This is a genomic window from Bremerella sp. TYQ1 (assembly GCF_020150455.1).
GTDB classification, from domain to species: domain Bacteria; phylum Planctomycetota; class Planctomycetia; order Pirellulales; family Pirellulaceae; genus Bremerella; species Bremerella volcania_A.
In genome coordinates this window covers 6337525-6360320 of sequence record NZ_CP083740.1, presented here as the reverse complement: position 1 = coordinate 6360320, position 22796 = coordinate 6337525, and the positions used below count along the sequence as shown (strand labels likewise).

Below are 22796 nucleotides of genomic sequence, written 5' to 3'. Positions count from 1 at the left end.
CTATCGGAACGAGGCACTTGAATGACCCAGAAATATGGGGAATTGATCCCCGTTGGCGGGGGAGATCCGATTCCACTTCTCAAAAAGACTCTCTTGGTCGGCCGTCGCGAGTCTAACGACGTCGTCCTTCGATTCGCCAACGTATCGAGCAATCACTGCCAACTGTACGTCAAACAAGGCTACTGGTTCGTGGAAGACCAGAACAGCCGCAACGGAACGAAGGTCGGAGGAAAACGCGTTCGCGACACCGACAAGCGGATCGACCCCGGCAATATCATTGCGATTGCCAAGCACGAGTACGAATTGCATTACGATCCGACCGAACTCGGCGCGACTGGACCACCTCCGGCCGAATCGAATATCGCGGAAGAAATTCTCGGCAAGTCGTTGCTTGAACGAGCTGGGATCGGCAATTCGCGGCGTCGCGGCGAAGACTAATCTCGTCCGCCATCGCAGACAAATCCGATTAAGGCCACGCATTTCGCCGTGGCCTTTTTCATGCGCCTGCGTTGTTCGCCGCTCGTCGGCTTAGTACATTGCACTCCTTCATGCGTTCCCCATTTCTTCAACCTGAATCACCGATTGCCTCTTATGGACAACCTTAAGCAGATCGCTCACAACGTTTATTTCACCTTGAAAGACAAGTCGCCAGAAGCGCAGCAAAAGCTGGTCGAAGCTTGCCAGAAATATCTCACTGGCCATCCTGGTTGTGTCTTCTTCGCTGCCGGTATTTTGACCGACGAACTGACTCGCCCAGTGAACGATCGTGACTTCCAAGTTGCTTTGCACGTCGTGTTTGATTCCCTCGAATCGCAAAACGCCTACCAGGTTGCCGAACGACACGTACAGTTCATCGAAGAGAACAAAGAGAACTGGGAAACGGTTCGCGTCTTCGATTCGACCGTCGGCAGCTAACCCTCGGCAAAGGTAAAACCGTGGTCGATCTTGACGCATTACGATCACGTAAAGGAGCCGTTCGGCGGAGCGAGATTCCGTCGAACGTCCTTGCCGCTTTGAATCGCGGCGATATCGAAACGGTCAACCTGGTCGAGTTTCTCGCCGTTGATCACGTCAAGCTATTCCGGGCCATTCGTCCCCAGCTTCCGCTCGAAGACCAGCAAGCGAAGCTCATAGCCGCTGGTCTCAAAAAGCTCTCCAGCGAAGGGGTCATGCAGCGGCTTTCGTCTACCGGGCAATTGCTGCACGAAACAATCGACGACAAGTCGACTCGCAAGGAACTTTACGAAGCCCTGGCTTCCCACCCGAGCGACATCCCTAGAAACTGGGCCGCCTACATGGACGCGGCCGATCCTTCTTTGACGTTCGCCAAGCGATTGAAACGAGCTCATCGCTTTGCGATCGATCCCAACATGGGCGTCCGCGAAATTGCATGGATGTGCGTTCGACTGCCTGCGGCCGACGGAATTGTCAACGAGATCGAACGGCTTCACCCGATCGCCAGCCACAAGAATCATTTGGCACGACGATTTGCGATCGAACTCTCTCGTCCCTGTGGTGTTTGGACGAAGCATATTGCCGAACTGAAAACTCAGCCGGAAGTCGCCAAGTCGCTGCTTGAATTGTGCCGCGAAGACGAGTCGAAGTACGTGCAAGACTCCGTCGCGAATTGGCTGAACGATGCCAGCAAAACGCGTCCCGACTTTGTCGAATCGCTTTGCGAGCGATGGCTCGCCGAGACCGATTCGAAGCATACCCAGCGAATTACCCACCGTGCACTTCGCACGCTTCGCAAAAAAGCGAGCGGCTGAACACGTACCCATTACGCCATAAAAAAAGCCTCCGAACGCAATGCATTCAGAGGCTTCGTCTTTTGCCAGATCGCTTAGAAGCTGACTTCCAGCTTTGGGTTCGCTTCCTTCAACTGCTCGACGCCGTCGTCGTAGATCTGCGTGAAATTGAGGGTCAGTCGCTTCAAGTTCGTCAGCGTGTTGATGACTGGAATCGACTCGTTGGTGACCGAGCTGTTTTCCTTCAACGACAAGCTGGTCAGCGAAGTCATCCCTTCCAGGTGCTTCACGCCGGCATCGCTCAACGCACAGTTTTGCAGATCGAGTTCTTTCAGCTTCTTCAAGTTGCTGACAGGAGCCAATCCATCGTCAGTGATGAACGTGTTCCAAAGATTGAGCGTTTCCAGGTTTTCAAACGTCGCGGCAACAGCCACCCCGTCGTCAACGAACGGAGTTTCGCTCACGTCCAGATGCTTCAGCTTCGTCATGCCTTTCAGCTTTTCCATCTGCTCGCCCCGGACCGGCGATTGACGGAACTTGAGATCTTCCATTTCGGTCATTCCGGTCAGGTACTGCATACCGTCGTCGGTGACTTTGGTGCGGAACAAGTGCAGCTTCGTCAGCTTGGTGCAATCTTTGATGTGAGCCAGGCCTTCATTGGAACAAGCCACTTCGTTCAATTCCAACGTCTGCAAGTTCTTCATTCCAGCGAGGTAAGCAATTCCCTTATCGGTGATCTTCTTATCCCGCAGATTCAAAAATCGCATCTTCGTCAGGTCGGCCAGATGAGCCATCCCTTCGTCGCTGATGAAAGCCCCTTCGGTTCGCAGGACTTCCATGTTCTTCATCTGCCCGACCGACTTCATCCCTTCGTCGTCTACGTTGCAGTAGCGGACGTCGAGGTAACGCGTCTTGGGAAACGATGCGGAGATCGTTTCGAGCGATTTGTTTGAGATGTTCGTGCGTCGCAGACCGAACGCGGAAAGCTCTTTTGAGTTGGTCAGGTTCGCAATACCTTCGTCGGTGATGTTGCCGTTTTCAAACGTCACGTCACGCAAATTGGTCAGGTCTTTCATGTAGGTGGTGACCTGGTCGGTGATTTCCGCACCGTAGAACTTGATCAGCTGCAGCTGCTTCAGCTTCGAGATTGGCTCGAATACTTTGTCGTCTTCCACAACCACGACCGAGAAGTCGGCTCGGGTCACGTTGCCGTTGCCATCCTTGGTCAGCTTGCCACCCAACTCCTCGAGTGCGGCTACGGCTTCTGGGTCGTCCGCTTCTGGTTTCGGGGCTGCGGCGCTGCCACCTTTGCCGTCAGGCTTATCGGTCGGCGTGCTAGAAGGACAGCCAACGCAAAGCGGCAAAGCAAGCAGTACGATTCCGAGAATCCAATGACGACTCATGGAGAACAATTTCCTTAGAGGATAGTACTTGGGTGAGGGTTGAGGATGGGCAAGCAGTTTAAGCTACAGCAGTTTGCTAGTGTTCGCAACCAACGTCAATCCGCTTCCCAGTCCGAATCCCCATTGCGCGATTTAATTCTCAAGAGGCCTGTCTTTATTTGCCCGATTGGACATCGCTGATCCTGATATCCCCGGTAACCCAATCGCATCGCAGGCTGGCCGAGGTTCCGCTATCGATCGATTTTTCTCGACTTGCCCAAAAGTCCGTCTAACAATTTGACCTCCCCAATTCGCTAATTAGCGGCGTCGACGGAATCGGCTACTGCCGAAACAATCCTCAAAACCGGACAGTTGGGCCAAATGGCGAGGCTCGCCAAGCATGTTTCGCAGCCTCTCTGCGCGAAAGTGGCATACGCTTGGGGTAGCGACCGAGCCGTCAACAAACCAATCGCGGGAATGGTGTCAATGAGCTTATACGAATATTGGTGCGAACAATACGATCCGCAACCGGTCGGTAGTGTCGAGCTGAATACCGAGCACATTGCTCAGCGAAACGAGTGGGCGGTGCTGTTTAAAGTGATTGCCGCGTTCGCCATGACAGCCGGACTGTTCTGGCTGCCGTTCCACTTCCTGCCCCTCACCGGATGGCATAGCGTAGCGGTCGCGTCAGGCATTGTCCTTATCTATGTCGGTCTCGCATTCTTCTTTGTTCCTCGAGCCAATACCGACAACATGGGCTGGCTCGGCGGAATGGTCGACGATCCGTTCCATATCTCGGACGACTGGAACCGTTCTCTGATGTTCTACTACGCCGTTCTGGGCCCTGGTCGCTTTATTGCGGGGACTATTTTGGACGTTGCTTGCGTCGTAGGGGTGGCGAAAAGCGATCCGATTCCGATGTCGGATGAATACTTCCATCAGCAGCTTGGGTACTCCGACGAAGCGGCGACCGCCAATGCGACGATGACCGAGCTTCCCTCTGAGTCAGAACTGCAGATGGAATCAGAACTTACCCGCGAAGAGGCCAACCAACAGCGGTATGGCTTGTCTTCGGCGAAGTATCTTCTGAACGATGACGAATAGACTCGTCGTGTATTATCGCACAGTTCGTGAACAATCTTCCACCCGTTTGTTAGAATTTTGCCCCTGCAAAACCTTGGCGGAATCGCTTCCCTTATTTCTGCCGCCGAACGCCGTTTCCTTGCGTATTGCATGTCCACGAGACGCGCACACTACGACATTCTTCGTGAACTTTTCTTCGACACTTGGACAATACTTGCGTACAATTATTGGCGACGGCGGCGGATAGAGGCCTTCACCGAAATAAGGGAAGCCAGAGCGACATTCCCATTCTGACAACTTGAAGCGTTACAAGTTCGGAATTTGAATCGGCGGCCGTGGCACTCCGCCGGGGGCTGGACGAGGACGATTGATCCTCCGCGTATCGAAGAAGATCGGTTCCAACATCACGCCAAAGCCGCGTTTGATCTCCCAGCTCGCACGTGTGGCCCACGGCGTCCCTTCATGCTCTTCCATCACGTACATCAGCACGTCCTTCGAAAGTGAGATATCCTCCTCGGTTTTCTCCGGGGCGGAAAGTTCGTCGGTCGTGGCAAGTCGCCAGCCGCGGAACTCCATATACGCAGGCATTTGGGGGGGTGCTGGTGGGTTCTCAGCGAACTTGGTCAGATACGCTCCATACTCGAAAGCCCGGGCACGGTACGCAAGAAGCTGGCCATAAAGCAGGTCGTAATTCGCGTTCCAGCGGAGCGAACTCGACTCATCACGCAAGTTGCGATTCTCTTCCGCCACTTCGATCGCGCGATCCAAGTAAGTGATATACGTAATCATCTTGGCTTGCTGCTGACGCACTTGCTGGCGGAACGTTCGCAAGTCGCCGCTGAAGACCTGTTGAATCTCGATTACGTCGGCAACGCTTTCCTGATATGGATTCAAATCGTAGATGATCTTGGTCACCAGCGTTTTCAGCGGATCGTTTTTCACTTCGTTGACTTGCTCGAGTCGAGCATTCAAATTCGGCCGATACATGTCCATGGTTTTGGCCTGGTAACGCCGATCGATGGCGTTGTTCACGTTCGCTTCTTCGCCAGGCAGCATGAAGAAGATGCCGCCGGTTTCCTTGGCCAGGCGAACTTGCTCGAACGGTCCGAATCCGCTGGACAATGCGTCGGTTCGCTTGCCGAAGCCGTCGGTCTGCAATTGTTCGATCAATGCCGCTTCCGGGCCACGATCGACTGGCAAGAGATGAATGGTGCCTTCTTCGGGGTGCATCCACTGCACATGGGCAAACGGATAGCCGAACACCGCTTCGCGACCTAGCACAAAGACCCTGGCATCGGTCGCTTTGGCAATCGAGATCGCTTTCTCCAATCGGCTTTCGTTGTCTTCGGTGTTACCACTTTCGTCGGTTACCACAATCAACGCCACTTTGCGATCGGCGATCTTCGCGTAGCGGCGATGCAGTGTCAGGGCTTCGGCAACAGCCGAACTGAACATCTCTTCGCCGGACGGATCGACAGGGACGGAAGCAATCGCTTCGTCGATTTTATCCAAGTCATCGGTGGGGGCTTTGGTATGCAGTTGGAAGCCTTGGCCGAAGCTGGCCACCCCCGTCGTCAGTGCGTCTCCCTTGGCATGCTCACTCAGGCTGACTTCGCCATAGATACGATGGATCCGCTGACGAATCTTGGCCTGATCGTCCTTCATGCTTTCCGACTGATCGAACAGCCAGATGACGAGGACTTTGTTTTTGGAAAGCATCCAGATCAACTCTTGCGAGATCTGATCCATCGCTTCCTGGTAATCGCCGACGACTGCTTGCACCGAGCCGACAGTGCCGACCGGCATGTCTTGAATCAGCGAGTCGGTATCTTTCGTCAGAAAATCGACCGCCTGCAACGAAACGAGTGGTGCGTTGGCGATTTCAGTCGGGGGCATTTCCAATTGTGGGGCTTTCAGCGAAGCCTCGACTAAGCCTTCCATTCCCTGCTCTGGAGTGGTCAGATTGGCGATCGTCATTTCCTCGGCGATCTTTTCCGACTCGTCCAGCTCGACTTCCAAGGGACGCTCGCGTTCCTCCTGTTCAGGCTCGATAACGACAAGTTCGATCTGCTTGGAAGGAGGCTCAACAATGGTGAACATCGCCAACAGCAGCACAAGCGAGAAATGGAAGATCAGCGAGACCAGAAACGAGGCCGAGTTTTGAATCGTTTCAAACCGAAGCCACTCGCGCGGTACGTCCTGTTCTTCCGATGATGCTAGCGAACCATCTCCGTCAGGCGGCGGGGGTGTCGAGGCTTGGGCAGGGATGGCAAGACGATTCATGCAGGTCGGTCAATCAAGGAGGGAAAGAAGCATGACTCACTCTTTAATCCTAGAAGATGACTACAAATGCTGCCATGGAAATTCGCGCACAAACGGCCGTTGCGCGGAATTGATCTGCTTTTCTCCCCCGATTGGTCTGGATGCGATGTCGCGAATTTGATACAGCACAGCCAACTTGCGCAATTATTTCGTGAAATCTCGCTCCAGCCGAGGATGCCGTGTCCGTACTTCGAAATCTTCTGATCGTGGGACTTTTAGTCTGCGTCGCGTACAACGGGTACGTTATATACCGAAACCAACTCGCCCAATCTCCTGCCGATTCCTTAGAAGTGATCGAGCAAGCACCGCTCTTTTCGGCTGAAGCCTTTACGGAACTTGCCGAGAATCGTAGCCAGGTAAGCGTTCAGGAAGTGCCGACCATCGTCACGCCGGAAGAAGCTGCTTCTCCGAAATCAACTGTCGCGAATCCCGTACTGGAAACGGCCGCGGCCTCGCTGCCGGTGCTGCCGGTTTCTGCGAAGAAGCCGGTCAACGGCAAGGGAAGTCGCTTTACGGCAGCCACTGGCGAAGCCCCGAAGGACGAACCGATTCCGGCGGAAGCTGCAGAAACCAAGCCGATGGTGCCTGCCGACATAACGCCGAAAGTGCTTTCGTTTGAAGACGCATGGGCTGAGATCGAAAAGTCGGAAGCCTCGTTCACGCTGGCCACCGCGCTGAAGCAGATCAACAAGCTTGCCCAGCGAGCCGACTTGACCGACCAACAGCGAGAACAAGTAACCGACAAGGGAGACGAGCTGGCCGAAATGGTGATCTTTGCCCCGAACAAGCATCTCGCGAAGCCAGCGATGACGTTTCTACCTGACATGAAGCTGGAAGAGATCGCGGCGAATCATCAGATTCCGGAGGCGTTCCTGCGGAAGATCAACGGCTGGTCGAAAGACGAGAACCCAACGCCTGGCGATTCGGTGAAAGTTGTCGAAGGCCCTGTTGCGATGCATGTCGACTTGCCTGCAAAACAAATCCGACTGACGGTCGGCGAACTGCATGCCGGGCGAATTTCGATTGGCCAGAATGATCTGACGGTACCAGAAGCAAGTTCGCTGACACTGAAGGAAGTGGAAGCGATCATGGAACTTTCGATTGGCGATGTATCGGTGGCAATCGATCAAGACAACGTCGCGCCGCCTGCGAACGCGTTGCTGGTCACCGCAGAAGATTGGAACTTGCTGGCCGCATTGGCCGACGAATCGGTCACCATCGGTTGGACCGAAGAGAAACAGCCGGAAGCGCCTGTCGTGGCGGAAGCGGAAGCAGAAACCGAACAAGCCATGGTCGCCGAATCAGCCAAGCCACAGCCCATGACCGCCGATCCGGTTGACGCATTGAAGCTGGAAATCTTCACGCCGGCCGAAGTAGTCGTTCAAGGCAAGCCGGTCAAATATGGCATCGAAGTCACGAACTTGAGCGATCAGCCAAGCGAGATGGCCCAAGTGGTGATCAACCTTTCCGAAGGGATCGAACCAATCAAGTTGGAAGGCCAGCCAGGCCGCATCGCTCCCGGGCAAGCTTTGTTTGAGCCTGTTTCGATCGAACCTGGCGAGAGCATTCGCATGACGGTCACGATTGAAACGAGCGGCCCTGGGCAGTTTCTAGTTCGCCCAGAACTGCAATGTGCCAAGCCTGAGACGAAGTATGCGACGGAAGTCGAACTGCGAGTCATCGCCGCTCCGCCTGTTTCCGCAGAGCCGGAACCGGAACCGAAGAGCGAAGGAAACATTCCTCCGCAACCGAAAGACGTGATGGCCGAAATCCCGTTCAACCCAGCCAAAGACATTCGCTAACACCGGCTTTCATTTCAAAAGCCTTGGGTGCCATGCCCTCGTCCGCGTGGGCATGTCTTTGAACCGTTATCTCACTTCGCATGCCTACGAAGACGAAGGCATGGCACCCGGAGGAGATGTGAGATTCGCATCGGAACCTCTCGGCATCCGAGACCTTGGCGGCCTGGAATCCACTAGAACGGCAAGTCGAGTCCGATGCCGGGGTTGTTGGCGGCCAACTGTAAAAATTTGGTGCCCAGCGCGACATCTTGCACCGCGAGACCGACCGTTTTGTAGACGACGATGCTGTCGGCATTGTTTCGGCCGATGACCGTGCCGGCGATAACATCGGAGAGCGAAACGGCTTTGTCCCAATCGAAGTAGCCTTCTTCCTCCGCTTGCAGGTAGTCGCCTGCTTCGTTCTGGCAAGCCTCGATCGAATCGCACACCCAGTTGTCGGCGCGGCGAATCGTGACGACGTCGACCTCGCGTTTGTAAGCCCAGTTGCCTCCCATCGCACAAACCAACGCCCCTTCGGCAAGCAGGTTGCCGTCGAAGACAGGGTGCTTGCTGGTCGTCGCGGTGATCACCAGCGGCAGATCTTCCACGGCGTCCTTGGGGTCGTGAACAGGGACAACTTCAATCTGGCATTTGTCGGCCATCTTTTCAGCGAACTGTTCTCGCTTGACTTGATCGCGCGAGTAGACGAATGCCTGGGTAAGATCGAACTCGGTGGCCATCGCTTCCAACTGCGATTCGGCCTGCCATCCACTGCCGAAGATACCGAGCTGCGTGATCGGCTTGTTGGCCAGGTAACGAGCCCCGACCGCCGATGAAGCTGCCGTGCGAAGCTGGCCGAGCTTGTCGGCTTCGATCAGCGCGACCATTTGACCGCTGTCGATGTCGTACAAGCCGACAACAAACTTCGCCCCGATCCGCGTGGTGCTATACATTTTGAAGCCCGCAAAGCCGAGGTATTCGGCGGCGGCGTGCATACCATGCAAGACAAACCCCGGCGCCGTGGCGCGATGCCGGGGGACGTTTTCGGCGCCGCCGGTGCCGAGTTGACGAAAGCTTTCTTCGACCACTTCGATGGTGGTAGCCATATCGAGAAGTGCGGTCACTTCCTGCTCGCGATAAAATCGGCACGTCATGTCGGCATCCTTATGTCAGCAGGGAATCAACTACCCAAGCGGCCCAGCTTCTTGAAGTCTTCCTTCAACGATTGATACAAGTCTTGGTAGACGGGGAAGGCTTGATCGTAGTACTTCTTGGCACTTCGATCCGGTTTCGTTTCCGAGACTTCACTGATCGTCGCGGCACACGCTTCCTGTATATTTTTATACGCCCCAGCCCCTGTCGCGGCCAACAACGCAACGCCGTAGGCAGGGCCTTGCTCGGCATTCAGGCGAACGACTTTCTTACCGAACACGTCGGCTTGCATCTGCCGCCAGAATGCACTCTTCGCACCACCGCCGCCGGCACGCACCTGGCGAACGGGGATATTCATTTCGTTGAGTACTTCGAGGCTTTCTCGCAGCGAATAGGTAACCCCTTCCATGATGGCACGTGTGAGATGAGCGCGCTCATGCTTGAGCGTAATTCCAACGAAGCAGCCACGTGCGTCGGGATCGGCATGCGGGGTGCGTTCGCCGGCGAGATACGGGAGGACCATCAAGCCTTCGCTGCCAACAGGAACCGCTTCCGCCTCTTTCATCAGCGTCGAGTAAGGATCGCTCTTGCCGCGTGGTCCTCGCATTTCGGCACACAGCTTCTGCACGAACCACTCCAGTGTGCCTGCCGCACAAAGCGTGACCCCCATCATGTGCCACTTGCCACGAACGGCGTGACAGAACGTATGCAAACGGCCTTCCGGATCGGCGGCCATTTCGTCGCTGTGAACAAACATCACACCACTGGTTCCCAGCGAACTGGCGAGAATCCCTTTCTTCACCACGCCGTTGCCCAGGGCGTTTGCCGCGCAGTCCCCTGCCCCACCGACGACCACACAGTCGGTAGTCAGGCCGAGCTTCTTCGCCGCTTCCTTGGTCAGCGTTCCGGTGACATCTTCCGACTCGTACACTTTGCCCAGCAAGTCGACGTCCAGCTCCAGCTTGGAAAGCAGTTCGGTCGACCAATCTCGCTTGGCGACGTCCAACAGCAGCATGCCGCTGGCGTCGCTCACTTCGGTAGCATATTCGCCGGTCAGTCGGCGGCGGATTTCATCTTTCGGCAGCAGCACTTTAGCCAGCCGGTCGAAGTTCTTTGGCTCGTTGTTGCGCAGCCATAGCACCTTAGGAGCCGTGAATCCGGTCAGTGCCGGGTTGGCGACCATCTTGATCAGCTTCTTGCGGCCGCCGGCGCGGGACTCGATCTCTTCGCATTCGGCTGCCGTTCGCTGATCGTTCCACAGCAGTGCGGGGCGGATCACTTCGTCGTTTTTGTCTAAGAAGACCGATCCATGCATCTGGCCTGAAAGACCGATCGCTTTGACTTCGGCCGGCTTCGCTTTGGCCAGCTGCACAACTTTTTTGACAGTCTTCACCGTCGCTTTCCACCACAGCTCGGGATCTTGCTCACTCCAGAGTGGTTTTGGGTGCGAAGCGGGGTAGCTAGCAGACGCTTCGGCAAGGATCGAACCTTCTTCAGTCATCGCAATGGTTTTGGTGCCGGACGTGCCGATGTCGATTCCCAAGTAGATATTCACAGAGACAGATCCTCACGGGGTGCGCATGTTAAGGGATAATGACGGAGACTTAAGACGAGCCGAAGGGCCTATTCTGCCCTATTTTCTTGGACGAACCAAGCGTATGGGGGTGGGGTACGGCCGCAAGATGTTAACTTCTTACAGGCATTGTCATTCTCGTTAGTACGTACCATTCCCAGATTGTTCCCGTCGCCCTTTCAGATCACTCTTCCCACCCGCCGATGAAACAGGTACTCTCTGGTCGTCCGGGGGATAGGCTATCGCATCACCAGCGCGCGGCCGATTGTCCTGGATGCCGTGCTAATCACCCATGAAATACCATCAGCATCGATAGCGGCGAAATCGACGGCCCTGCCGACGTTCCTGCTGAATTCATTCATGCCTCAACCGACGCCAAGTGTTGTTCTCGATCTGGAGAAGTCCCGGAACCGATGTTCGGGACTAGGGCAATTTGCCTGCCAGCTCGGTCACGCTTTGACGGTCGAGATGAGTCGTCGCGGGCTGATACCCGTTCCGCTGGTCGCGGCATCGCAAGCAGATGAATTCGGCACGCCCGACTTCTTACTGGCCAAATTGTGGCGGAAAGAAATCTTCCAGCGTTGGTACCGTTGGTCGCAGTGGGGACGCGTTCCACAGCACGCCCTCTGGCATGCGACACATCAGCAAGCGAAGTACTTGCCGATCAACCCGAAAACTCGTGTGCTGCTGACGATTCACGATCTGAATTACCTGCGAGAAAAAGCTGGTCCGAAGATCGACCGCGAACATCGCCGTATTAAGCGTCTGATCAAACGCTGCGATGCGGTGACAGTGATCTCGAAGTTTGTTGCGGACGAAGTGAAGTCTTACTTCGATTTGCAAGGCAAACCGCTGCAAGTCATTTACAACGGGCGACCTGATATATCGCAATTTGAAGCGGCACAGCCTGCGTGGCTGAACCCGAGCAAGCCGTTTCTGTTTAGCATCGGCATCATCGATCGCAAAAAGAACTTCCACGTCCTGCTCGACTTAATCAAACAGTTGCCCAATCACCAGTTGGTGATCGCTGGGCAAAACGATTCGCCGTACGCCCAGGAAATGCGAGCCACGATCGAGCAGTACGGTATCTCGGATCAGGTTTTAATGCCTGGTCCGGTGAGCGACGAAGAACGGCAATGGCTGTACGAAAACTGCGAGTCGTTCGTGTTTCCTTCCCTCACAGAAGGCTTCGGACTGCCGCCGATTGAAGCGATGACGGTCGGAAAGCCCGTGTTTTTAGCGCGACGCACAAGCCTGCCGGAGATTGGCGGGCAAAAAGCGTTTTACTGGGACACGTTTACGCCGAATCACCTGATGGACGTCTATCAGAATGGCATGCAGCTTTACAATGCCCAGCCGAACTATGCCGAAGATCTGCAACAAGCGGCGGCTCGGTTCTGTTGGCAGGAAGCAGCTCGCCAATACGTCGATATGTACCGCCAAGTATTAGAACTGCCGGAAGAGGAACTTTTCGAGCCACGCTTGGTTGCGGCTTAACCGCAATCACCCCCAAAATGAGTACCCTGTGTGTTATGGGGATTCATAATTGCCCATTTAGGGAGGTTATTGTTGACTCAGCTCAAGCTGGGGGGTAATCTACACGATATAGTTTTTAACGGGGTGAAACTTTTTAACTTGTCTACCCCAAAAACAGTTAGCTCGCCTAACTAATCGGGAAACCGCAGTCCGTTTTTTATAACGTGACTATTGAAGATAGAATTTGTTCCCATTACCTATCCTTAACTTCCACCTGGGGCAGAGTACCGCTAGGTACTAGCTGGAAGTTGCCGGTTGCACAGCGATCGTAGGTAATGGGAACTTTTTCTTTTTCTTGCTTGGCATACTCCCCCATCCTTCCGGCCCCCGACCGATAAATCGTTAAAGTCGGCATACTCAGCTGACGATCTTTCTAAGGACGGGGGGCTGTCATCAACGCAGAAAGTGCGCGCATGAATATCGCATCGGCAATACCACTTGGCATTGGTGCCGCATCGATGGCGGCTGGCGCGGCGAAAAATCTGTCGCAGGGAATGTTCTCGCTGTTTTCCAACGAGGAAGCTTCAACCCCGGAAAGCGAATCCTCCAGCGGAAACACGCTCGACTCATTTCTGGCTTCCGCCGGAATATTGGGTACCGACGCCGCAGCTTTGGAAGATCAACTGGGACGCTCGCTAGAAGAGTTGGAAGACCTGCTGCGACGCACGTTTCACCAGGCCGGTCAAGAGTTGCCAGATTCGTTTCAGCTTCGCATCGACCTTAACGGCGAGATCGCGATGAGTGGTGGTGATGCATTCGCACAACAAGCCAAAGGGTTGTTGCAGCAGTCGGAAGAAGGGCAACGCCTGCTCTCGCAAATTGCCGCGCAAACGGCTGCCATTCAAGCAGCCACCGATCAGCAAGCTTTCGCCCAGTCCTACAATGACGATCCTGAGGCCGCTTTGAGTGCGCTGCAGAAAGCGAAAGAATCGGCAGGCGGACTCGATGTTGCGTTTGTTGGTGGCGAAGTGGCAAGCATTCAACTAGCGGCTGCGTAAATACTCCACGACGCGCGCCGCGGCTTGCTCACCACTTTGAATACATTGCGGCACGCCGACGCCGCGGTAAGCATTGCCGGCCAATTCCAAGCCAGGCAAACTGCCGCATTCCCTTTCCAATGTCGCAACGCGATCGAGATGCCCAAGATGGTACTGCGGCATCTTGCCCATCCAGCGCGTAACCAGAAACTTCTCGGGCTCCCCTTCCAAGCCAATCAACTCGTTCAGCTCTTGCAGCACGACGCGTCGCATTTCGTCGTCCGGCAGATCGGCCAACTCAGGGTGACAGGCCCCGCCGACGAAGACACGAATAACCACTTTGCCGTCCGGAGCGCGGCCGGGGAACTTGGTGCTGGAAAAACTGCCGGCCAATATCTTGCGGTTCTCGATCTCTGGCACCACGAACCCAAACCCAGCCACTGGGCGGCGAATTTGCTTTTCGTCGACGGCCAAGATGGCCACGCTGCATCCCGCGTAAGGAATTGCCTGAAGGTTTTCGGCCAGGACCGAAAACGCTTCCAACGTCTTCGCGGCATGCGGAGCAGGCAATGCCACGATAACGGCATCGAACTCAAGCGACTGCGTGGCCGTATCGACCATCCACAAATCGCCCTTGCGCCGAATCGATTGAATGGGAGTTTCGCAGCGTAGGTCGTGACCAGATAGTCGCTCGACGAGACGTTCGATCAATTGCCGCATGCCATACCTCGGCGCGACGAACATCGAGTAGCGAGCTCCGCTCTCGTTCTTCTTGCCATTGTTCTGATCGCGACGCTGCATTCCCTTGATCAAGCTGCCATGCTTTCGTTCCATTTCCACAAACTGCCGCAGTGTCGCTTGGATGCTGAGCTTTGTCGGATCGGCCGTATAAATGCCACCGATCAGTGGTTGCACGAGACGCTGGTAAACTTCTTTCCCCATGCGTCGTGTGACGAACGACTCGAGACACTCGTCGGTTTGCTCTTGGCGACGCGGGACAAAGAACTCGCGGGCCAAACGCAGCTTGCCGGACCAGGATAGAATGGGCGTTGTAATGACCGACCACATCTTGCCAGGCGCCATCAACACGAAGCCTTCCGGCACGGGATGCAATTTCCCTTGCCGTACGACGAAGGCTTTGCGTAACGCCTCGTTGGTCGGCAGCAAATCTTCTTCCAAGCCGAGTCGGCGGCAAAGATCCAATGCAAATGGCAGGTTGGTGATGAAGTTATCGGCGCTGTTTTCCAGTAAGTAACCGTCGTCGGTCGTGGTAGTTTGCAGGACACCGCCGAGTTTTTTATCTGCTTCGAAGAGGGTGATCTTGGCCGAAGGATCTAATTCCTGAACGCGATGCGCAGCGGCGAGCCCTGAGATGCCGCCCCCAATGATGGCGACGCGATGATCGGCTTTCGATTCTTCAGTCATTCAATCCGAGTTGGGTTACCGTTTGCGTTGGCGGGATGGGTGTTCTCTATTCTAGATCGTGGAAGCCGAAATGGTTACCCAGGGCGGGGTTGGCAGCGTTTGCGGATCGGGGGAAGATAGGGATTCGTCTTTTTCGTCCGATTCCGGGGAAAGTAGCTGTGCAGATTGGCAACACGCAAATTGTCGATACGTTCGCCGAAGCGTTTGGGATGGTCTATACCCGGTTGATCTTAACCGCGTTTGACGACCATTGGCTCGCCGCGGCCACCAACGAACTGTGCGGCTACGGCAGCAGCGTGATTGCCTGCGACGCGGAAGTAGGCGTCGAACGGCATCTTTCCGCCGACGAAACACCGGACGGTCGCCCTGGGGCAAGCGTTCTGGCGTTCGGATTTTCAGCCGATGCCCTTGGCAAAGCGATCAGCAATCGGGTCGGACAGTGCGTGATGACATGTGCTTCGACCGCTCTGTTCGATGGCCTGCCGGACTCGGAAAAACGCATGCCACTGGGTAAGTCGCTTCGTTATTTCGGCGATGGCTTTCAGAAGAGTAAAGTGGTCGGCGATACCCGGTATTGGCGAATCCCCGTGATGGATGGCGAATTCGTTTGCGTCGAATCGCTTGGCATCGAGAAAGGGGTAGCTGGCGGCAACATTATCTTCCAAGCGGTCGACCAGGCCACGGCGTTGACGGCGGCTCTACGTGCGGTCGATGCGTTAGCGGAACTGCCGGACGTGATCGCTCCGTTCCCCGGCGGAGTCGCCCGCAGCGGGAGCAAAGTGGGCTCGAAGTACAAAGCGCTGCGTGCATCGACTTCCGATACCAACTGCCCAACGCTTCGCGGCAGGGTCGACTCGCAAGTGGTCGAAGGTGCCAACTGCGTTCTGGAAATTGTGCTGGATGGCACCAACGAAGAAGCGGTTGCCGCCGGCATGAAAGCGGCAATGAACGCTGCCGCCATCGAAGGTGTTCTCGCCATTTCGGCCGGCAACTACGGTGGCAAGCTCGGCAAGTTTCATTTCCATTTGAAAGATCTTGTCGAATAGGCGTTTCGTTCACTCCACAAAAAAGTCCCCAGGCCTCACGAATGCGACCTGGGGACCAGGGGAAAGACTGAATTGGAGAAGCGCGAGCGATGCTTAGTCTCGCATCGCTCCGACGATGGAATCGCACGAAATGCGTCGTTCGGCGATCTGGCCCAGATCGTTCAACGAACGACGCTGGCCTACATTATTCCAAGCGTTGATGTCGGCAAGCTCCGGCATCAAGTCAACCAGTTGATCGGTCAGCACTTCGGCCAGAATTCCGATATTCGGTTCCTGGGTTCGTTCCGAAATGGCTTTGACCGTTTTCATGATGCGGACCAGCTTGGCACGCTCACGAATCGGGGACGAAAGATTGTTCTGGGGTTCTTCCAGAAGGTCGGCGATGGGCACATCGAGGATGTCGGCCCATTGCGAGAGTTGCGAGACCAAAAGGTCCGTGTCAGGCTTTTCTTCTTCACGCACTTGAGAAGCCGGCATGCCTAACTTCCGGGATGCGGTGCGAAGTGAAACGCCCTGTTGTTTACGTAGCTCGCGGATGCGATGCAACTTACGAGGGGACTTGTTGCCCATCTCGGAAGGCGCGTACGCGTAGACCGCGTGGTCCATGCTGAATGGAACCGTTGCCATGAGAAGTCCTCCCTTGTTCCGGAGGCTTAACCGACTGCCTCAAGGCCATGGTCGGAGGCAACGCAAAGACGACACGACAGCAACCTCACCGGTAAGCGCGCGGGCACCGAGAGCGAGTATTGTTGGAATGCTTCTTGTCTGTTCCGTTTACCGCGATCAAAGGCCGATCGGCGTGGGGTGCCTAGTCCCGTCTGCCAAGCCTAGTTTGGAAGTCGAGCGCCGCCCAAGAGGAGAGTCAGGACGTCACCGAACTTCATGAAAAGTGTGCCTGAAAACGCTTCAAGCATCGGAATGATTCCGAAGCTGCCGTGGGGTCCCTCGCCGACGATCAATGCCGGAAAGTTCACCTAAGGTAAGAAAATGACGAATGTAGCGCCTGAAACATTTTGAAGGCACTGGCTGATTCTATCGAATGGTTTCGATCGAATCAAGCGTTTGCTTTAATTATCGGAAAACAATTCACCGCAACGCCAGACATAAGGGACACCATCTGGACGAACGGAAAATGTTCCGCAGATTGCCTGTTATTCGCCGGTTGCGAACTCTTGAATTCGTCGGAGAAAACGGGGCATTTTCAGCTTGGGAGCGGGGGCCTGGACCACTTCATGTTTGGCTTGCGGCTGGGCCGCTTGGGGCTGAATTGTTTCAGTAAGCGATTCTAGTTCGCTGATATCGGCACCCCAACTCGACAGCTTCGCAAGCAAGTCTTGATTTAGCGGCTGCGGATCGCCAGGCAAGAGCGGCTTAACAGGCTCAATCGCTTTCTGCGGTTGCGGCTGAGCGGCCAGCGACGCATCGATGTGCATTGCCCATAGCGAGTGGATATCGTCGGTCGAAAGCGGGCGATCCATATCTTGAATCATGACCACTTCGCCAGCGGCAGCTGCCAGGCCGAGATCGATTGCGGTCGCTTTTCCCTGCTTGGGCGTGTAACGACGCGAACGGACTTGAGGGTAGCGGCAGCTGATTTCGTACAGCACTTCTTCGGTACCATCGGTGGAACCGTCGTCGACGATCATCAGTTCGAAGTCGTTGGTCAGATCGGCCACGATTTCCAGAAGGCGATCCACTTCCCCCACAATGATCGACTGAACATTGTGCACCGGAATGACAATACTCAAAGACTTTTTCACAACGGGACCTCGGTGATGCATGGGGGGAATCGATGATAGCTGGCTACGAAGAAAACCGTTGGCGAGAGAACTCGGCCGAACACCTTACGATTCGGCAAAACGACTGCACTGACTACACCGCTAGCGAACAGGGTCCGGATGTACCATGTCTTCCGACAAGTCGGATCGGTCGTGCTGGATCAGATCTGTCGTTTGCCCTGCCCCCTTCCCCGGTTGCCGATTGCGGTTGAAACGGCCACACTAAACCAGATTGGTTTCCCTGTTTTTCCCGTTCCATGATGAGTTTTTTGCGATGACGATCTCCTTGCCTCGCGAGCCCGACTTTGAAAAGGCTGGCGGTCTGGTCCCTGCCATCGCTCAAGATGCCGACAACGGTCAGGTGCTGATGATGGCCTGGATGAACCGCGAGGCTTTCCAGGAAACGCTTACGACCGGCAAAGCGGTGTATTTCAGCCGCAGCCGCAACAAGCTTTGGCGAAAAGGGGAAGAAAGTGGCCATCAGCAGCAAGTCCACCAAATTCTGGTCGACTGCGACGCCGACACGGTGCTGCTGAAAGTGGATCAAAAAGGGGCCGCTTGCCACGAAGGGTTTCGCACTTGTTTCTTCCGCGAAGTCGGTCAGGCCGAAACCAAGATTGTTGAACAACGTCTGGTCAACCCAGACGACGTGTATAAGAAATAGTCTTCTGATGGTTCCCTCTTTCTAAAAAAGAAGGAAGGGATCGTTTTCATTCCAACCGAAAGAATCACGCATGAGCTTCGATGCCAACTTGGACGCTTTGAACGTTGAACTTCCGCCAGCCCCTAAGGCGATGGGCTTGTACAAGCCGGCCATCACTGTTGGCAATCTCGTTTACCTTTCCGGCCATGGCCCCTTGAGCACCGATGGCACGCTGCAGCTCGGTAAAGTGGGTGTCGATGTCGACGAAGCCGTAGGCAATGCCGCCGCTCGTCAAACCGGTTTGGCCATGCTGGCGACTTTGAAGGCTCACCTGGGCAGTCTCGACAAGATCAAACGTTTGGTGAAAACCTTCGGCATGGTCAATTGCAAAGATGGCTTCACCCAACAGCCTGCGGTCATCAATGGCTTCAGCGAACTGATGAAAGAAGTCTTCGGCGAAGATTGCGGTGTTGCTGCGCGAAGTGCCATCGGCGTGAACGCACTTCCGGCCGGGATGACGGTCGAAGTTGAAGCAATCTTCGAGCTGAAAGACTAAGTCGATCATTCGGCACCCCTCTCCCCCCGCAGACGGTGGAGAGGGAAGCGGATAAATTGAAACGCCGGTAATGCGATTACCTGGTTTCTTCCATCCTTTTCCTCGGATCCCCCATGGAACGCGAGTTTTACGATCGAGCCGAAAGCATTCGTGAGCAACTTCTACAGCTAAAGGACTCTCTTTGACTACGCTGCGAAACAGCAGCAGTTGAAAGAGATCGAAGCGAAGATGGCTGCGCCGGACTTCTGGGACAATCAAGAGAAGGCCCAGGAAACTGTCGGCCAAATGAAGTCGCTTAAGAATCTGGTCGAACCGCTGGACGAATGCGTTGCGGGGATTGAAGACCTCGACGTCATGCTGGAAATGGCCGAGGAAGACGAATCGCTCGCCGCGGAAGTGCCTGGCACACTCGAGCAGTTAGAATCGACCCTGGAAGCATTGGCTTTGAAGGCTTTGCTCGACGGCCCTTACGACGACTGCGGCGCGATTGTCACGATCAATGCCCGTGATGGCGGGACCGACGCCAACGACTGGGCCGAGATGTTGTTGACGATGTATGGTCGTTGGGCAGACCAGAACGACTATAGCGTCGAGCTCCTCGATCGAACCGACAACGAAGAAGCAGGCATCAACAACGCAACGTTTGTCGTTCGCGGCCCGATGGCCTATGGCTACCTGAAAGGGGAGACGGGCATGCACCGTCTGGTGCGGATCAGCCCGTTCAACTCCGAAGGCAAACGCCAGACGAGCTTCGCCGCGGTCGACGTTTCGCCAGAAATTCCTGATAGCGAAGAAGTTGACATCGACGAAGAAGATGTCCGCGTCGACACGTTCCGTGCCAGTGGTGCCGGCGGTCAGCACGTGAACAAGACCGACAGTGCGATTCGCTTGACGCACGTACCGACCGGCATTGTGGTGCAGTGCCAACAGGAGCGAAGTCAGCACAAAAACCGGGCCCAGGCCTGGAAGATGCTTCGTTCGCGTTTAGCGCGTGTCGAAGAAGAACGTCGCGAAAGCGAACAAGCGGAGAAGTACAAAACGCAGGCCAAAGTTGGCTTCGGATCGCAGATTCGGAACTATTTCCTGCACCCTGATCAACGTGTGAAAGATGCCCGGACTGGCTACTACATGGGCAGCTTCCACAGTGTGATGAATGGCGAGATCCAAGGCTTCTTCGATGCCTATCTAAGATGGCGTGTCGGACAAGACATGCCTGAGAACTAAGAACGAGGAACGCATTTCGTGTCAGAGTCTTCCCCTGATTCCCAAGATCATTTCGTTGAATCGGTTCGTGACGATGGCGTTGGCATCTTTGTCAGCTTCGTCAAACAAAAGGACCGCTTCGGCCATGTTGTTGCCTTGATTCAAGGGGACGAGTGCACGCCGCTGTTCGTCACGCTTGAAGGGACCGACGAGGAAGATTGGCCGGCCAGCCCGCCGTTCCAAGAGATCCACATGGAAGATCGCACCGATGGCATGGTGGCGTTGCTGGTCGGCATGGCCGGCGATAGCCATTGGTCGGCTGCTGTCGAACCGCTCGACGAACCCGGCGGCATTCACTTCTCGGTTGCGTGCCGGATGAAGGGATACCCGATTCAAATTTGCAGCCGCTATGGCTGTGCAATGGAAGAAGTCGCCAAGCCGAAATTAGAACGAGACGGCCCTTGGGTCTGGAGCGTCAACGGCGTGGAAGTTTGTGTCGATGTCATCGCACAAGAGCAATATCCCACGCCTGAGCTTCCGGCAAATGCCAAGGGCTTTGAAGTGAATGCTTCGCTCGATCACGAGCCGTTCCCGAAAACGATCGAGTGGCGTTATAAGATCTGGGTTCGCTAACGAGTTAAAACTCGTTCATCCGGACCGCTTTGCTTAGGCCCATGGCCCCTGCTCCGCTGCTCGTCCCGACCGACTCCAGAAGATCGGTCATCAGGTCTTGCATCTTGGACACGGTACCGATCACCATGGCAGCGTGTTCATCTTCGGAACGCACCTCGACGTCGTTGGTCAACTGACGCGACGTTTCGGCAAGCAACTTGGCGGCGTTTTCCAGCCGATCAGTCGTGTGACCAGACGGATGCGCGGTCCCGCTGGGAAGGCCGTTTTGCTTCCAGGCGGTGTTGGCCAGCCAACGCAAAATACTTTGGCGGCTGAGTACGCCTAGTGCTTTGTTGTTGTCGGTGATCAGAACAGTGCGAATCGAAACGCGGTTTAAGAATTCCCAAACGACCCGTAGCGGAATGTCTGGCGGATAGCAGATCAAGTTCTTCCGCATCACTTCCGAAATCGTGATCTCGTGCGGGTTCGGCCGACTGGCCACCGACATAAGATCTTTCTCCGACACGATCCCGACCAACGCGCCATCTTCATCGACGACTGGAGCAGACGGAATGCGGTAGTTCAAAAAGAACTGGCTGATCTCGACGACACTCGAGTCCGGCGTCACCGTGCTCACTACCGGTGTCATCGCGTCGGCGGAAACCGCTCCGCTGAAGACGGAATCGAGTTGCCCCGAGGCGTCGCTTTGAATGGCATTCTGCAGGCTGTCGATCGATACGACCTGATTTCGACCTTTTGACTTTGCTTCCAAAAGACAATGGTCGGCCATTTCGACCAACTGATCCATGTCTTCCATTTCGGCAAGCACTTCCGCGACGCCCAAACTGGCGGTAACGTTGACCACCGCAGACTCGAGGATAATATCCATTTCCCCGATTCGCTGACGCAGAATTTCGGCCCATTGCCGAGCTTGTTCGATGGAAGTCTCTGGCAGAACCGCACAGAACTCTTCCCCACCGTAGCGACAAATAATGTCAGACTTGCGTACTGAATCGGCAAAGACGCGTCCTACTTCGCGAAGTACTTCATCCCCAGCGGCATGTCCATGGACATCGTTGATCCGCTTGAAGTAGTCGATATCGAATATGACACAAGACAACGGTAGTCGATAGCGTCTCGCTCGACTCCACTCTTTAACGACCATCGACTCGAAGACGCGACGCGTAGGCAAACCGGTCAGGAGATCGCTATTGGCGAGGTGCGTCAGTCGTGTTTCCAGATCGAGGATTCGCTGGCCGGCACGCATTCGTGCGATCAGTTCGCCTCGATCGATCGGCTTGGCCAGAAAATCATCGGCGCCCGCGTTAAGAGCCTGAGTCAGGTTCTCTCGATTGCCATGCGAGGTCGCCATCACGATATACATATAGTGCGAGCAGACTACGTGTCGCACGTGCCGAATCAAATCAATGCCCGAACCGTCCGGCAACTCCCAGTCGGTAACGAGAAACTTGAACTGGTGCTTCCCTTCTTCCAGGATCTCAAGGGCCTGCATACAACTTTCCGCAACGACCACATCATATCCTTCACGCGTTAGAAACTCGCGAAGCAGTGTGCGAATAAGCCTATCGTCGTCCACGACCAGGACCTGGCATGGCGTCGAACAGGGTTCGGATTGCAGGATTGTTTCTGATGTCAATTTAGTGCTCTTTCACTACCTCGCCCCGAGGCACATCATTCATTGAAGTAACCAAGGTTAGAACACGATTATCGACCGGGCGAATTTCCGAACGGCAAAAGCAATATTCGCTATCGAAGAGAGGAGTTGACCCTCACCATGCCGATGGGGTTCGCTTATAACGATTATCCGAAACGTTCTCCTCCTACGGCGTGTATCAGGTATGCCATCCGCTTCGCATAGTTGACGTTGTTCTGGTTCCGGTTTGAGTGATTGCACCGAATTAGATTGGTCGATTCCGTTATTAGGATTCGATGTACCGTTCCACGGATCGGAATGCGCT

Annotated in this window: 20 protein-coding genes; 12 read left to right on the top strand and 8 right to left on the bottom strand. The window is 55.2% G+C overall.

Annotated elements, in window-relative coordinates; genetic code table 11:
- The first annotated feature begins 21 nt into the window (after positions 1-21).
- The 3 genes from LA756_RS25880 to LA756_RS25870 all read left to right on the top strand — a co-directional run bounded on the left by LA756_RS25880 (position 22) and on the right by LA756_RS25870 (position 1769).
- On the top strand, positions 22-438 hold the full coding sequence (locus LA756_RS25880) for an FHA domain-containing protein (RefSeq protein WP_224437612.1): 417 nt from the start codon (positions 22-24) through the stop codon (positions 436-438).
- 153 nt (positions 439-591) lie between these two features.
- The gene (locus LA756_RS25875; RefSeq protein ID WP_224437611.1) at positions 592-915 is read left to right on the top strand and encodes a Dabb family protein; all 324 of its coding nucleotides are present in this window, start codon (positions 592-594) and stop codon (positions 913-915) included.
- Positions 916-935: 20 nt separating this feature from the next.
- Positions 936-1769, top strand: coding sequence for a hypothetical protein (locus tag LA756_RS25870; RefSeq protein ID WP_224437610.1), 834 nt, complete (start codon positions 936-938; stop codon positions 1767-1769).
- A 74-nt stretch (positions 1770-1843) separates the two neighbouring features.
- Here LA756_RS25870 and LA756_RS25865 read toward each other — a convergent pair whose 3' ends face one another.
- Positions 1844-3151, bottom strand: a complete 1308-nt coding sequence (locus LA756_RS25865) for a leucine-rich repeat domain-containing protein (protein WP_224437609.1) — start codon at positions 3149-3151, stop codon at positions 1844-1846.
- Between the two features lie 465 nt (positions 3152-3616).
- On the opposite strand from LA756_RS25865, the gene LA756_RS25860 reads away from it, so the two are divergent.
- Positions 3617-4234 (top strand): hypothetical protein, encoded by a 618-nt coding sequence (locus tag LA756_RS25860; RefSeq protein WP_224437608.1) that lies wholly within the window; start codon positions 3617-3619, stop codon positions 4232-4234.
- A gap of 285 nt (positions 4235-4519) precedes the next feature.
- On the opposite strand, the gene LA756_RS25855 is transcribed toward LA756_RS25860, so the two are convergent.
- Positions 4520-6496 (bottom strand): vWA domain-containing protein, encoded by a 1977-nt coding sequence (locus LA756_RS25855; RefSeq protein WP_224437607.1) that lies wholly within the window; start codon positions 6494-6496, stop codon positions 4520-4522.
- A 218-nt stretch (positions 6497-6714) separates the two neighbouring features.
- Between LA756_RS25855 and LA756_RS25850 the strand changes: the two genes are divergently transcribed.
- Positions 6715-8337 carry a hypothetical protein gene (locus LA756_RS25850; protein WP_224437606.1) on the top strand — a complete coding sequence of 541 codons (1623 nt, stop codon included), beginning with the start codon at positions 6715-6717 and terminating at the stop codon, positions 8335-8337.
- A 173-nt stretch (positions 8338-8510) separates the two neighbouring features.
- Here LA756_RS25850 and LA756_RS25845 read toward each other — a convergent pair whose 3' ends face one another.
- Together LA756_RS25845 and xylB are read right to left on the bottom strand one after the other, a co-directional pair.
- Complete coding sequence (locus LA756_RS25845; RefSeq protein ID WP_224437605.1) at positions 8511-9470, bottom strand: ornithine cyclodeaminase family protein; 960 nt, start codon at positions 9468-9470, stop codon at positions 8511-8513.
- 26 nt (positions 9471-9496) lie between these two features.
- Positions 9497-11023 (bottom strand): xylulokinase, encoded by a 1527-nt coding sequence (gene xylB, locus LA756_RS25840; protein WP_224437604.1) that lies wholly within the window; start codon positions 11021-11023, stop codon positions 9497-9499.
- A 378-nt stretch (positions 11024-11401) separates the two neighbouring features.
- Between xylB and LA756_RS25835 the strand changes: the two genes are divergently transcribed.
- Together LA756_RS25835 and LA756_RS25830 are read left to right on the top strand one after the other, a co-directional pair.
- Positions 11402-12538, top strand: a complete 1137-nt coding sequence (locus LA756_RS25835; protein WP_224437603.1) for a glycosyltransferase family 1 protein — start codon at positions 11402-11404, stop codon at positions 12536-12538.
- 452 nt (positions 12539-12990) lie between these two features.
- Complete coding sequence (locus LA756_RS25830) at positions 12991-13575, top strand: hypothetical protein (RefSeq protein WP_224437602.1); 585 nt, start codon at positions 12991-12993, stop codon at positions 13573-13575.
- Here the strand turns inward: LA756_RS25830 and hemG are convergent.
- Entirely contained in the window at positions 13561-14979 is a 1419-nt protein-coding gene (gene hemG / locus LA756_RS25825) for a protoporphyrinogen oxidase (protein WP_224437601.1), read from the bottom strand. The two genes, LA756_RS25830 and hemG, sit on opposite strands and share 15 nt — an antisense overlap.
- A gap of 209 nt (positions 14980-15188) precedes the next feature.
- Here hemG and fhcD point away from each other — a divergent pair, with 209 nt between their 5' ends.
- On the top strand, positions 15189-16025 hold the full coding sequence (gene fhcD / locus LA756_RS25820) for a formylmethanofuran--tetrahydromethanopterin N-formyltransferase (protein ID WP_315858367.1): 837 nt from the start codon (positions 15189-15191) through the stop codon (positions 16023-16025).
- 93 nt (positions 16026-16118) lie between these two features.
- Here fhcD and LA756_RS25815 read toward each other — a convergent pair whose 3' ends face one another.
- Positions 16119-16652 carry a helix-turn-helix domain-containing protein gene (locus LA756_RS25815; protein WP_224437599.1) on the bottom strand — a complete coding sequence of 178 codons (534 nt, stop codon included), beginning with the start codon at positions 16650-16652 and terminating at the stop codon, positions 16119-16121.
- Positions 16653-17176: 524 nt separating this feature from the next.
- Positions 17177-17785 (bottom strand): glycosyltransferase, encoded by a 609-nt coding sequence (locus tag LA756_RS25810; protein WP_224437598.1) that lies wholly within the window; start codon positions 17783-17785, stop codon positions 17177-17179.
- Positions 17786-18077: 292 nt separating this feature from the next.
- Between LA756_RS25810 and hisI the strand changes: the two genes are divergently transcribed.
- The 4 genes from hisI to LA756_RS25790 all read left to right on the top strand — a co-directional run bounded on the left by hisI (position 18078) and on the right by LA756_RS25790 (position 20838).
- Positions 18078-18467, top strand: a complete 390-nt coding sequence (hisI, locus tag LA756_RS25805) for a phosphoribosyl-AMP cyclohydrolase (protein ID WP_224437597.1) — start codon at positions 18078-18080, stop codon at positions 18465-18467.
- 70 nt (positions 18468-18537) lie between these two features.
- Positions 18538-19002, top strand: a complete 465-nt coding sequence (locus tag LA756_RS25800) for a RidA family protein (RefSeq protein WP_224437596.1) — start codon at positions 18538-18540, stop codon at positions 19000-19002.
- Between the two features lie 113 nt (positions 19003-19115).
- Positions 19116-20226 (top strand): peptide chain release factor 2 gene (prfB, locus tag LA756_RS25795; protein WP_331468572.1). Its coding sequence is split into 2 segments (ribosomal slippage): positions 19116-19184 and positions 19186-20226, totalling 1110 coding nucleotides; the frame shifts between segments, so codons are not numbered across the junction.
- An 18-nt stretch (positions 20227-20244) separates the two neighbouring features.
- A complete protein-coding gene (locus tag LA756_RS25790; RefSeq protein WP_224437595.1) occupies positions 20245-20838 on the top strand; it encodes a hypothetical protein in 594 nt (197 codons plus the stop codon).
- Positions 20839-20842: 4 nt separating this feature from the next.
- On the opposite strand, the gene LA756_RS25785 is transcribed toward LA756_RS25790, so the two are convergent.
- On the bottom strand, positions 20843-22414 hold the full coding sequence (locus LA756_RS25785) for a diguanylate cyclase (RefSeq protein WP_224437594.1): 1572 nt from the start codon (positions 22412-22414) through the stop codon (positions 20843-20845).
- Between the last annotated feature and the right edge of the window lie 382 nt (positions 22415-22796).

Excerpts from the sequence above, each read along its gene's own strand:
- hemG (WP_224437601.1), bottom strand. The coding sequence starts at position 14,979 with ATGACTGAAGAATCGAAAGCCGATCATCGCGTCGCCATCATTGGGGGC.
- LA756_RS25855 (WP_224437607.1), bottom strand. The coding sequence starts at position 6,496 with ATGAATCGTCTTGCCATCCCTGCCCAAGCCTCGACACCCCCGCCGCCT.
- LA756_RS25880 (WP_224437612.1), top strand. The coding sequence starts at position 22 with ATGACCCAGAAATATGGGGAATTGATCCCCGTTGGCGGGGGAGATCCG.
- fhcD (WP_315858367.1), top strand. The coding sequence starts at position 15,189 with ATGGTCTATACCCGGTTGATCTTAACCGCGTTTGACGACCATTGGCTC.
- LA756_RS25875 (WP_224437611.1), top strand. The coding sequence starts at position 592 with ATGGACAACCTTAAGCAGATCGCTCACAACGTTTATTTCACCTTGAAA.
- LA756_RS25865 (WP_224437609.1), bottom strand. The coding sequence starts at position 3,151 with ATGAGTCGTCATTGGATTCTCGGAATCGTACTGCTTGCTTTGCCGCTT.
- LA756_RS25830 (WP_224437602.1), top strand. The coding sequence starts at position 12,991 with ATGAATATCGCATCGGCAATACCACTTGGCATTGGTGCCGCATCGATG.
- LA756_RS25815 (WP_224437599.1), bottom strand. The coding sequence starts at position 16,652 with ATGGCAACGGTTCCATTCAGCATGGACCACGCGGTCTACGCGTACGCG.
- LA756_RS25860 (WP_224437608.1), top strand. The coding sequence starts at position 3,617 with ATGAGCTTATACGAATATTGGTGCGAACAATACGATCCGCAACCGGTC.
- LA756_RS25800 (WP_224437596.1), top strand. The coding sequence starts at position 18,538 with ATGAGCTTCGATGCCAACTTGGACGCTTTGAACGTTGAACTTCCGCCA.
- LA756_RS25845 (WP_224437605.1), bottom strand. The coding sequence starts at position 9,470 with ATGACGTGCCGATTTTATCGCGAGCAGGAAGTGACCGCACTTCTCGAT.
- LA756_RS25835 (WP_224437603.1), top strand. The coding sequence starts at position 11,402 with ATGCCTCAACCGACGCCAAGTGTTGTTCTCGATCTGGAGAAGTCCCGG.
- hisI (WP_224437597.1), top strand. The coding sequence starts at position 18,078 with ATGACGATCTCCTTGCCTCGCGAGCCCGACTTTGAAAAGGCTGGCGGT.